At 47.9% G+C, this 11,119-nt stretch carries 11 protein-coding genes; 7 read left to right on the forward strand and 4 right to left on the reverse strand.

Going from position 1 to position 11,119, the window contains the following annotated elements; all coding sequences use genetic code 11:
* Positions 1–29: 29 nt before the first annotated feature.
* Both licC and licTE read left to right on the forward strand, forming a co-directional pair.
* Entirely contained in the window at positions 30–3,884 is a 3,855-nt protein-coding gene (licC, locus tag MHB72_RS02115) for a lichenysin non-ribosomal peptide synthetase LicC (RefSeq protein ID WP_216921970.1), read from the forward strand.
* Positions 3,881–4,621, forward strand: a complete 741-nt coding sequence (gene licTE, locus MHB72_RS02120; RefSeq protein WP_026580516.1) for a lichenysin biosynthesis thioesterase LicTE — start codon at positions 3,881–3,883, stop codon at positions 4,619–4,621. Before licC ends, licTE begins: the two co-directional genes overlap by 4 nt.
* A 46-nt stretch (positions 4,622–4,667) precedes the next feature.
* On the opposite strand, the gene MHB72_RS02125 is transcribed toward licTE, so the two are convergent.
* Complete coding sequence (locus MHB72_RS02125; RefSeq protein WP_340901599.1) at positions 4,668–5,579, reverse strand: DMT family transporter; 912 nt, start codon at positions 5,577–5,579, stop codon at positions 4,668–4,670.
* A 135-nt stretch (positions 5,580–5,714) separates the two neighbouring features.
* Between MHB72_RS02125 and MHB72_RS02130 the strand changes: the two genes are divergently transcribed.
* On the forward strand, positions 5,715–7,064 hold the full coding sequence (locus MHB72_RS02130; protein WP_020450110.1) for an aminotransferase-like domain-containing protein: 1,350 nt from the start codon (positions 5,715–5,717) through the stop codon (positions 7,062–7,064).
* 11 nt (positions 7,065–7,075) lie between these two features.
* Here MHB72_RS02130 and MHB72_RS02135 read toward each other — a convergent pair whose 3' ends face one another.
* Complete coding sequence (locus tag MHB72_RS02135; protein WP_039073184.1) at positions 7,076–7,756, reverse strand: 4'-phosphopantetheinyl transferase family protein; 681 nt, start codon at positions 7,754–7,756, stop codon at positions 7,076–7,078.
* 70 nt (positions 7,757–7,826) lie between these two features.
* Between MHB72_RS02135 and MHB72_RS02140 the strand changes: the two genes are divergently transcribed.
* From MHB72_RS02140 to MHB72_RS02150, 3 genes are all read left to right on the forward strand, one after another.
* The gene (locus MHB72_RS02140; RefSeq protein ID WP_445684622.1) at positions 7,827–8,642 is read left to right on the forward strand and encodes an alpha/beta hydrolase; all 816 of its coding nucleotides are present in this window, start codon (positions 7,827–7,829) and stop codon (positions 8,640–8,642) included.
* A 40-nt stretch (positions 8,643–8,682) separates the two neighbouring features.
* Positions 8,683–8,997 (forward strand): helix-turn-helix domain-containing protein, encoded by a 315-nt coding sequence (locus tag MHB72_RS02145; RefSeq protein ID WP_309436701.1) that lies wholly within the window; start codon positions 8,683–8,685, stop codon positions 8,995–8,997.
* Between the two features lie 67 nt (positions 8,998–9,064).
* On the forward strand, positions 9,065–9,550 hold the full coding sequence (locus MHB72_RS02150) for a GyrI-like domain-containing protein (RefSeq protein ID WP_340901603.1): 486 nt from the start codon (positions 9,065–9,067) through the stop codon (positions 9,548–9,550).
* A 27-nt stretch (positions 9,551–9,577) separates the two neighbouring features.
* On the opposite strand, the gene MHB72_RS02155 is transcribed toward MHB72_RS02150, so the two are convergent.
* Positions 9,578–10,240: a YczE/YyaS/YitT family protein gene (locus MHB72_RS02155; RefSeq protein WP_020450114.1), complete on the reverse strand. Its 663-nt coding sequence runs from the start codon at positions 10,238–10,240 to the stop codon at positions 9,578–9,580.
* A gap of 365 nt (positions 10,241–10,605) precedes the next feature.
* Between MHB72_RS02155 and MHB72_RS02160 the strand changes: the two genes are divergently transcribed.
* Complete coding sequence (locus MHB72_RS02160) at positions 10,606–10,794, forward strand: hypothetical protein (RefSeq protein WP_020450116.1); 189 nt, start codon at positions 10,606–10,608, stop codon at positions 10,792–10,794.
* 8 nt (positions 10,795–10,802) lie between these two features.
* Here MHB72_RS02160 and MHB72_RS02165 read toward each other — a convergent pair whose 3' ends face one another.
* Entirely contained in the window at positions 10,803–11,051 is a 249-nt protein-coding gene (locus MHB72_RS02165; RefSeq protein WP_020450117.1) for a hypothetical protein, read from the reverse strand.
* Between the last annotated feature and the right edge of the window lie 68 nt (positions 11,052–11,119).

Genomic DNA, 11,119 nt, shown 5'->3' on the forward strand with positions numbered 1-11,119 from the left:
GGGCGAGCCTATGAAAGGGGGATACGATTTTGAGCCAGTTCAAAAAAGAACATGTCCAGGACATATACTATTTGTCGCCGATGCAGGAAGGGATGCTTTTTCATACGCTGCTGCATCCGGGACAAGGCTTTTATATTGAACAAATCAGCATGCAGGTGAAAGGCTCTTTTCAAAAAGATATATTGGAAAAAAGCATGAATGTCATCATCGGCAGGTATGATATATTCCGAACCGTTTTCGTTCATGAAAAAATGAAACGTCCGGTTCAAGTCGTTTTAAAGGAAAGGTCGTTTCAGGCAGAAGAAATTGATCTATCAGGACTTTCTGAAGCAGAACAAAATGAGAGAATCGAAGATTATAAACGAAAAGATAAAGAAAAAGGGTTTAACCTCTCAAAAGACATTCCGATGAGAACCGCGGTTTTTAAAAAGGGACAGGACCGTTACGAATGGGTGTGGAGCTATCATCATATTCTTCTGGACGGATGGTGCTTCGGGATCGTCGTACAGGAACTGTTTGAAGTGTACAACGCGCTCCGCGAAAACAGGCTATACAGCCTCGGGCCCGTCAAACCTTATAAAGACTATATTAAATGGCTCGAAAGTCAGGACAAACAAAGATCGCTGGCTTACTGGGAACATCATTTAGCCGGATTCGAAGGGCAGACGACATTCAGCGAACAGCGGAAAAAACCGGAGCAAGCCGGCAATCAGCCGGGAGAACTGCTGTTTACACTTCCAAAAGAAGATACAGAAGCGTTCACACAGCTTGCAAAAGCGCATCATACCACGTTGAGCACGGCTCTTCAGGCGGTGTGGTCGGTGCTGCTCAGCCGCTATCAGCGATCCCGCGATCTGATCTTCGGTACAGTTGTGTCAGGCCGCCCCGCTGACATTCAAGGTGTCGAGCACATGGTCGGTTTGTTTATCAATGTCGTCCCGAAACGGGTAACCTTTGGCGCGCAAACGACCTTTACAGAGCTGGTCGCTGAATTGCAGAAGCAGGCGCTTGAAGCTGAGCCGCATCAATATATGCCGCTCTATGATATCCAAAGTCATATAGCAGCGCCGAACTTGATCGACCACATTATCGTTTTTGAAAATTATCCGCTGCAAGAAGCCAACAAACAGCACGAAGAAAAAAATCTCGGCTTCACAATGGATGATATCACCGTTTTCGAAAAATCGAATTATGATCTGAATTTGCTTGCTTCACCGGGTGAAGAAATGCTGTTGAAACTCGCATACAACAGGAATGTCTTCGAACCATCTTTCATCTTGCAGCTAAAAGAACAGCTATTGACAGGTATTCGCGAGATCATCAGAAATCCGGAGCAGCCGCTTGACGACATTTGTGTCGTATCCAAAAAGGAAAAAGAGCGCCTTCTCCATGAATTTAACGGTCAAGTCCAACGGAAGCAAACCGGGCTGACGATCCCGCAACGGTTTGAGCAATGTGCTGAAGCGCTCCCGGAACAGCCCGCGGTATCAGCGGCCGGGCGGACGCTGACATATCGGGAATTGAACGAACAGGCGAACAAGGTCGCGCATCTTTTGCGCAAAAAGAACGTCGGCCGCAGCGAACCTGTCGCTCTTTTGTTCCGCCGTTCGCCGGAAATGGTCATCGCGATACTCGCCGTCTTAAAAGCAGGGGGCGCCTATCTGCCGATTGACCCGGAATATCCTGAAGCGCGAATTCAGTATATGCTGGAGGACAGCGGGGCTGTTTGCATGTTGACACAAGAAGAGCTTGCCGGACGGGCGGCGTCGCTTTCTTTTCATCAGAATACGATCTTGATCGACGATCCGGCGGTGTCTGCAGAAAGCGGGCGAAACCTTGAAATTGCCGCCGAACCGGACGACCTTGCTTATATCATGTATACGTCAGGCACAACGGGAAAACCGAAAGGCAATCTGACGACACATGCCAATATTACAAGAGTTGTAAAAGAGACAAACTACATCAGCCTTTCCGAGAAAGACACCTTGCTGTCCCTTTCAAACTATGCGTTTGACGGCTTCACATTTGATGTGTACGGCGCGCTTTTAAACGGAGCAAAGCTGGTAGTGGCCGATCAGGCGACGATTCTCCATATCGGCAAGCTGACAGAAACGATTCAGAAGGAAAACATCACGGTCATGTTTGTGACAACGGCGCTGTTCAACCTCCTGGTCGATGCGGGAACAGAGTGGATGAAAGGGATTCGCAAAGTTCTGTTCGGCGGAGAGCGCTCATCTGTCAGCCATGTCAAGAAAGCATTTGCCGCCATGGGACCGGACAGGATCATTCATGTATACGGGCCGACGGAAACGACCGTCTTCGCGACGTTCTATCCGGTCAACCGCATTGAGGACAGCGCGGTTTCCATTCCGATCGGCAAGCCGATAAACGAAACCAATGCATACATTCTGACGGAAAATAACCGGCTTCAACCGATTGGAGCGGTAGGTGAATTGTGTCTGAGCGGTACAGGGGTATCGCGCGGCTATTTAAACAGGCCGGAACTGACTGCGGAAAAATTCGTGCCGCATCCGTTCAACAGCGGTGAAACGATGTACAGGACAGGGGATCTGGCCCGCTGGCTGCCGGACGGCAATATCGACTTCATCGGCCGGATCGATGATCAAGTGAAAATCCGCGGCCACCGAATTGAGCTCGGTGAAATCGAAGAGGAGCTGATGCGCTGTCAAGGCGTAAAGGAAGCCGTTGTAATCGCCAAGAAAAGAGGGAATGGGGATGCGGCGCTCACCGCCTATGTCGTCCCGGTGCGGGGAGCTGTGGTTTCGAACGAGGAGGTTCGCCGCCAACTGGCTCGGAATCTCCCGGCTTACATGGTGCCGGATGCATATATCATGCTTGAAGAGCTGCCGCTCACCGCAAACGGAAAAGTCAACCGCCGCCTTCTTCCTGAAGCAGATGGCCGGCCGAATCCAACAGAGCACCGTGCACCTCGCAATATGACGGAAGAAAAGCTTGCGATCATTTGGTCTGAGGTTCTCGGTAGACAGCAGATCGGAATAGACGAGAACTTTTTTGAAATCGGGGGACATTCATTGAAAGCTATGGCTGTCACCTCCCGGATGCTGAAAGATCTCGCCATCGATGTTCCGGTGAATGTGTTGTTTGAAATGCCCACAATCGAGGGCCTCGCGGCTTATATCGACCAGGGCGGACATACGGATGACGTGAAAAAAACCGTCTTCAATCAGGAAAGCACCCGCCATTTGTTCGCATTCCCGCCTGTCCTCGGCTATGGCATCGTGTACGGCAAACTGGCCGAACAAATGCCGGAATACAAGATTCATGCGTTTGACTTTATAGAAAGCGATGACCGCGCCGTGCGCTACGCAGAAGCCATCTCCGGCCTTCAGCCAGAAGAGCCGCTGACATTGATCGGCTATTCGGCCGGCTGCGGCCTCGCCTTTGAAGTGGCGCAAACACTCGAAAAGAACGGGCGGAAAGTCGAAAAGCTGCTGATGATCGATTCATATATGAAGAACGGTGTCAGCGATTTAGAAGGGCGGTCAATTGAAGCTGATACAGCTGCTCTGATGGAAGCCAACAAGGACAATGAATATATGAAAATCAAGACGGTTGCCGATGGCATCGCCAAAAAGATGGCAGCCTATTATTCTTACTTTGTTAATCTTGTCCATCAAGGAACGGTCAGCTGCGAGATTCACTTGATCAAATCAGAGCACGCGAAACCGCTCCCGGAATGGCTTTCGACGTGGAAAGAAGGAACGGAGTCTTCTTATGATGAATATCAAGGTGTTGGAAGACATGATGAAATGCTCGCGGACGTCTTTGTCAAAACCAATGCAGATTTGATCAGACAGATTTTGGGCGAACGTGCCGCTGTAATCGGGGGGCATGATAAATGAACGAGATTATTAAGCAGTTTGGAGCGCCGGCAGGCGGCACGCAGTTGATCTGTTTCCCGTTTGCCGGGGGATATTCGGCATCATTCAGACCGCTTTATGAACATTTAAAAGCAGATTTTGAAGTACTGGCCATCGAACCGCCTGGACACGGAACAAATCGAATGGCGTTTGTCGACAATTTGGAAGAACTCGTCGATCTGTATATAGCGGCGCTCAAGCCGAGGCTCTCCGCTCCATTCGTACTGTTCGGCCACAGCATGGGCGGGATGGTTGTTTACAGGTTGACGCAAAAGCTTGAACAAGAAGGCATCTTTCCGGCAGCTGCGGTGATTTCAGCGATTCAGCCGCCTCATATTCAGCGGCAAAAAGTGTCTCACAAAAATGATGACGCATTTCTCGACCATCTCAGCCAGCTTGGCGGAATACCCCAACAACTGAAAGATAACAGGGAAGTCATGAACTTTTTCCTGCCGTCATTCAGAGCGGACTACAGAGCGCTTGAGACGTTCTGCCATACGGATCATACGCCGCTCATGTCGCCTGTTCATATCCTGAACGGAGATCGCGATGAAAAATGCATGAAGGATGCGCATGGCTGGAAAAAGTGGGCGCGTACGATCGATTTCCACTATTTCAAAGGCGGCCATATGTATCTTTTAGCAAAAACGGAACAAGTAGCCGCGAAGATCAAAACGATTGCCGCGGCCAGCCGCAAGGAGGCCGGCCCGGCAATATAAAGAAAAACGGAAAATCGGTGTGTTGAAACAGCCGATTTTCCGTTTTTTAGCTTTTTTTCAGCCGGTTTTCCGGCCTGACCATCGTCGCTCCGATCAGTCCGGCAATAATCATCCCCGTTCCTGCGAAGTGAAACCATTCAAGTGATTCTCCCAGCCATATGATCCCAGCCAAAATCGTCACCAGTGTCGCCAGATGATTAAACATGCTGATTTTCGCAGCTTCTATTTTTGAGAGAGCATAATTTGATAAAAATGATGTCGCAAACGATGACAACACGCCCAAATACAAAACCGAAAGAATAAACACCGGATCAGTGAAGGGAGCAAAAAATCCGCTCAGCGTGCCGTCTGCCATGTGACTGATCCCGGCGATGCCATTGAAAAAGAGAAATCCCGCACCAGTGGTCACATATGTTAATTCAAGCGAATTGAAGGTGCGTGTCATCTTTCTCGCGAGCACACTGTAGCCCGCCGATGAAAGCGCCGAAAGCAAAATCAGCGCCGCCCCTCTCAAATCGGAGCTTCCGGTGCCTGCGCTTTTCATCATAAAGATGCAGGCCACCCCCGCCGCTGACAAGACGGTGAAAAAGAATTGCCGCTTCGTAAACCGTTCATTTAAAAAATAAGCGGCGAATATCATCGTAAAGATCGGGATCGCCGCTTGAATGATGCCGGCTTCAGACGAAGACGTGTAGACGAGCCCAAACACTTGAAAAGCAAAAAACATGACAGGATAAAATAAAGCTAAAGGCAGTACCTTCAGCGCATCTTTCATGCTGATGCCAATCTTTACCCATCCAAGCAGAAGGGGAAAAAGCGCGGCCAAAAAAGCGACCGTAAAGCGATGGGCCAGAATATCGACCGGATTCGCTGCAGTGAGAGCCAATTTGACAAAGAAAAAAGAAAACCCAATGATAAAAGCATAGAGCAAAACTGCCGCATAAGCAGATTTGTTCAAAGTCGATCATCTCCGTTAAAGTATGCATGCAATACAGATATTTTACCGGCTTCTGTCATCTTATACGGAAGCGAAATCTGATACAATACAAAAAAACGGAATCTGTACCGTTACAGATTGGCGAAGGAGACGAACATGCACAAATATGTAGCGCTGATGAACGAATTGGAGGATATGATCGAAGACAAATCCTTTCAGGAAGGGGACAGGCTGCCGTCCATCCGCGAGCTGTCCGTACGCTTCAAAGTAAGCAAAAGCACGGTCATCAGGGCGTTTAGCGAGCTGGAGAGACAGCACCTCATCTACTCAGTGCCGAAAAGCGGCTATTACGTCGTGAAAAAAACGAATCAGCGACCAAATCCCGGAAAGGCTGTGATCGATTTCTCAGCATCTGCTCCTGATCCTGATGTCTTTCCATACATCGATTTTCAGCATTGCATCAATAAAGCCATTGACACATACAAAAACGATCTGTTTATCTATGGGACGCCGAAAGGTCTTCCGTCATTAATCGAGGCCATACAAAAAGAGCTTGCCAACGGCCAGGTGTTTGCGAAAGAGGAACACATTTTTATTACATCAGGCGTGCAGCAGGCCCTCGCTCTGCTCGCTTCAATGCCTTTTCCCAACCGGAAGCGGAAAATTCTGATCGAACAGCCGAGCTATCATTTACTGATTCAATACCTTGAAGTTCACGGCATACCCGCAATCGGCATCGAGAGAACCGCTGAGGGCATCGATATGGATGAGCTGGAGCAAATTTTCCAAACCGAAGACATCAAATTCTTTTATACGATGCCGAGATTCCACAATCCGCTCGGGACTTCCTATACGGAACGGGAAAAAATGGCCATCGTCAAGCTGGCGGAAAAGTATGACGTCTATATCGCCGAGGATGATTTTTTAGGAGATTTGGAGAATCATAAAAAGGCGGACCCGTTACATTATTATGACGTTTCTTCACACGTCATTTATTTGAAAAGTTTCTCCAAGATTATTTTTCCGGGTCTGCGGGTCGGAGCCGCTGTGCTGCCCGATTCTCTGACAGATGTGTTCAACCGGTACAAACAGCTGCTCGACATTGACAGTTCCATGCTGTCTCAGGCCGCTTTGGAGATCTATTTGAAGAGCGGGATGTTTGAAAAGCATAAGCAAAAGATCCGTTCTTCCTATCAAAAAAGATCATGCCTTCTGCATGATCTGCTAAAAGAATGTGCCGCGTCACTGGGGGATGTGCTTGAATTCCATCCACACGGCCATCCGGCCATCCACACCCACATCGAATTGGACCGGACGATCCCGGCGTCCCGTCTGATCAAAAGCTTACAAAAACGGAACGTCCTGCTCGAACCGGTAAACGCTCATTATATGTCGGCCTTTCCAAAAAGAAATCTATTAAAAATCAATACGTCCAATGTAAAGGAAGACGACATCCGCCGCGGCATCGACCGCTTGCGGCAAGCGGTGGAAACCGCTTATTTTTAGAGCGGAACTTTTTAAAGCGTTGACAGTTCAGCGCAGCTTTTCATCACAATGCGGTCTGGAAATTCAGGTGCGGCGGAACACACCGCCATTTTATAGCCTGGGTCAATTTCATAGGCTTGGATATAGCAAGGCGGATAGCCTGGGGGAGTTTCCACCGAAGCGCGTCCTTGTTCGTTCAGTTTGACGGAGAAGGAATCAAGCGGCAGAGACAGGCCTTTTCCCGCCTGTTTGATAAAGCTTTCTTTCATCGTCCACAAATGATAGAAATACGACAGGCGCTCTGAGTCGTCCTTTTCCATGAGATCATGGTACTCTGAAGGAGAAAAAAACCGCTCGGCAATGTCGAAATTGATCGGCTTGATTTTTTCGACATCCACTCCGATCGGCTTGGTGCCAGCTCCGCACACGATCCAGTTTCCGGAGTGGGAAATGTTGAAATGAAAGTCGTTCAGACCTTCAGCAGCCGGTTTGCCGTACCTTCCTTCCGTAAAACGGATCTGATCGTTCGGTAAATGAAACGTTTCACTGATGATGTGCCTCGCCAGCACTTCCCCGATCAGCGTCCTGCTGGCATCTTCGGGATATCTGTATCTGCCCACTTTTTTGCGCTTTTCTTCAGACACCATGGCCATCATTCGGTTAAATTGGCCGGCTTCCGGCAGCTGATCCATATAAACGGCGTAAATCTTCATCAAATGCAACCTCTTCACATGATATTTTTTCTGCTTTCATTTTAGCAAACAGGCAGCAGGAAAGATAGGCATGATACCTGTGCAGAATGGAGTGATGAACATGATAGACGGAACATTGATAAAAGATACATACTTCGGGAGGGAGCTTTTGATCTATCTTCCTCCTTCATACGGAAGCAGTAATAACCGCTATCCCGTCCTATACGTACACGATCTGGGCGATTTGTTCGATCCGGCACACAGCGGCAGTTTGCCCTCAATCGAAAAGCTGTTTTCGAATCAGGAAGTGCCGGAATTGCTGCTGGTCGGAGTGGCTCCGAAAGACAGGGAAAGCGAATACACGCCTTTTCCCAAACCGCATTTGCTGCCGAATAAACGGGCGTACGGCGGGAAGGGCAACGAATATGCCGCTTTTTTGGCCAAGCGGCTCAAGCCCTATATCGACGGGCGCTACCGAACAAATCCAAGCCGTGAACATACAGGAATCATCGGAAAGTCGTTCGGCGGATTGATCTCGGTTTACACGGCGTATTTAGCATCTAAGACATTTGGGAAAATCGGATCTTTGTCAGGGTCTTTCTGGTTTGAAGGAATGACCGAGTTTATGAAGAATAACCGCTTTGAAAATGAGCATCTGCGCATTTATATGGATGTTGGAAGCATGGAAGGAGCAGACAGGAATAATCTGCAGAAGGAGATGATACCGAGGACGAAGAAAGCCTTCAGCCTGTTAACCGAAAGCGCCGCCTCTGAAAAAGAACTGAAATTTGTCATTGATGAAGGAGGCTCACATCGGCTTGAGAGGTTCGCAAAGCGTTTTCCGGAAGCCGTCAAATGGCTGTTCGGCTCCTGTCACAACAACGCACGGAATGACCGGAATTTCTGATTGGCATGAAGTATCGTTGTAAATGAGAGGAGCGGAAACAATGGACATTCTGAATCGTTTGGCTGAAAGCATCGATTATATTGAAAAGCATTTGGATCAGCCGCTGAAACACGAAGAAATCGCCCAAATCGCATACTGTTCGAAATTTCATTATCAGCGGATGTTCTACATGCTGACGGGTGTTACCCTTGCCGATTACATTCGGAAAAGAAGGCTGACAGTCGCCGCGCAGGAGCTGGCTGCTTCACATATAAAAGTGGTTGATGCTGCTTTTAAATACGGCTACAACACACCGGAATCATTTTCAGGAGGCATTCAGCCGCCTTCACGGTATCAGCCCTTCACAGGCCCGTGAAAAAGGCAGGACGCTCAGGGCATTTCCGCGTCTATCCTTTCATATTCAAATAAAGGGAGTGGAGGATATGAATTACAAGATTGTTGAAAAAGAACCGTTTCAGGTGATCGGCAAAGCGTTGGGGGTTACGGTGAAGGATGATCAAAACAAAAAGGACATTCCGGCTTTTTGGAACGAATTAAATCACAACGGCTTTACCGATTCTTTAAAGCCGGATATCGGCCCGCTCGGCTTCCTTGGCGTCTGCATGGATTTTAACGATCAAGCCGATACGTTCAATTATGTCATCGGGGTCGAAAAAACAACCGCCGATACGCCTGCCGGCTGTGTCGGAAAATCGATTCCCGCCGCAACTTGGGCCGTATTTGAGGCCATCGGTCCCGTCAATCCGGCTGTTCAAGCCACATGGGAAAGAATCTTCTCAGAATGGTTTCCGGCGACGGGCTATGAACTGGCGAACGCGCCGCAATTTGAAGCCTATCCTGAGGACGGGGATATTATGGCGCAAGACCATATCACCGAAATTTGGATACCGGTGGTAAAACAGAAATAATCTGAACGAGAAAAACGGATGAAACGCTCATCCGTTTTTTTTCAGCGACATATGTACAGGCTTGGCAGCTCTGATGCGCCTTCCTGTCATAGCTGTTTTTAAAAGCTGTTTGGACTGAGGCAAAGAAAACCGCAAAATCAGGCCTGTTAAAATGGCGGTTAAAACAGTGCCGATGCCGATCGGCCCGCCGAGCAGCCAGCCGATCAGTAAAATCGTCAGCTCCATTCCGTTGCGGACCCACTGAACGTTCCAGCCCGTTTTCTCGGAAATCAAAAGCATCAGGGAGTCGCGCGGACCCGCACCAAGATCTGCCGACACATAAATGCCGACTCCGTAACCGATAAAAATGACGCCGATCACGAATACGACAGTGCTTGAAATATACGTTTCCGGGTCTGGAAGAATATAAGTAAAGAAATCTATAAAAATACCGATTAACAGCATATTAAGCACGGCGCCGATTTTCGGCCATGCTTTTGTAAATAAGGACGTTAAACCTACGATAACCGCCCCGACAATAATCGCCCATTGGCCGACTGTAAGGCCCAAAAGCATATACAACCCGTAGTGAAATGCATCCCAAGGACCGATGCCGAGCACTTTCCCTTCAATCGTAAGAGAAACCCCAAAAGACAAAACAATCAATCCGACAAAATAAAAAAGCCAGCGCAAAACAAGTTCCCGCTTCAATGGATTCCCCTCTTTTCAAAAAAACAATCGATTGTCATTGTATCACATTCTTCAGAACGGATAAACGCGGATTTCGGAATGCGGCTCTTCAATTTACATAATTATGATTATATTCCAATTGATGAAAATGATGTATGATAGCTGTAGAGATACATTTTCCATTGTGGAGGGGAGAAATTCAGAGTCTGATAAGGGTCCTGGACCCTTTTGTTTCTTTCGAGGAAGCATCATCTGCCAGTTCTATTCGACAGAGCCAATGGGCGAACCGAGCGCTTGGGCCGTTCTTGTAGGCTGGCTCTTTGCTGTCATTGCGGTTCAGCAGTTTGCAGGGAAAAAACAGCAGATGTTATGAAAAAAGGAGGGGAATGGCGTTGATTTTTTTAGTAAGGCTGATCTGTCTTTCCGTTTTAGCCTGTCTCGCACTGTTGCTTATATTGAACTATGCACCTTTTCTGGCGATGCCCGTTTGGATTGCTTTGATCATTGCCTTGATCGTCTGTCTGTATCTTGCCTTTAAAGAGGAAACGAAGGAATGGAGAAGACGAAAGCACTAAGTTTTTCTTCAGCGTTTTTTCTTGAATGAAAGAACATTTGCCAAAACGAAATAGATGATGGCCGTCCCGGACACAAACAAAAAAAATTCTTTCCACTCTCTTGCCGTCATGTATACAAAGCGGCAGATCTCGAGATGTTCATCCAAGTAAAAAGCCTGGGTATATGCGCTGACTATCATGCCGGTAAAGACGAATAGGCCGACCATATTGAGCAGCATTCTCATACTGAATGTTTTTTTCTCATTTTCTTGTTTCATTTTAAAGAAATCCTTTCCAATATGAATTTATCATTCTATTGTACGGAAATAGCGCTCAAATGTTTCGG

This window comes from Bacillus sp. FSL K6-1284 (assembly GCF_038002625.1).
Classification (GTDB): Bacteria; Bacillota; Bacilli; order Bacillales; family Bacillaceae; genus Bacillus; species Bacillus paralicheniformis.

Excerpts from the sequence above, each read along its gene's own strand:
- licTE (WP_026580516.1), top strand. The coding sequence starts at position 3,881 with ATGAACGAGATTATTAAGCAGTTTGGAGCGCCGGCAGGCGGCACGCAG.
- MHB72_RS02130 (WP_020450110.1), top strand. The coding sequence starts at position 5,715 with ATGCACAAATATGTAGCGCTGATGAACGAATTGGAGGATATGATCGAA.
- MHB72_RS02135 (WP_039073184.1), bottom strand. The coding sequence starts at position 7,756 with ATGAAGATTTACGCCGTTTATATGGATCAGCTGCCGGAAGCCGGCCAA.
- MHB72_RS02140 (WP_445684622.1), top strand. The coding sequence starts at position 7,827 with ATGATACCTGTGCAGAATGGAGTGATGAACATGATAGACGGAACATTG.
- MHB72_RS02145 (WP_309436701.1), top strand. The coding sequence starts at position 8,683 with ATGGACATTCTGAATCGTTTGGCTGAAAGCATCGATTATATTGAAAAG.
- MHB72_RS02150 (WP_340901603.1), top strand. The coding sequence starts at position 9,065 with ATGAATTACAAGATTGTTGAAAAAGAACCGTTTCAGGTGATCGGCAAA.
- MHB72_RS02160 (WP_020450116.1), top strand. The coding sequence starts at position 10,606 with ATGGCGTTGATTTTTTTAGTAAGGCTGATCTGTCTTTCCGTTTTAGCC.
- MHB72_RS02165 (WP_020450117.1), bottom strand. The coding sequence starts at position 11,051 with ATGAAACAAGAAAATGAGAAAAAAACATTCAGTATGAGAATGCTGCTC.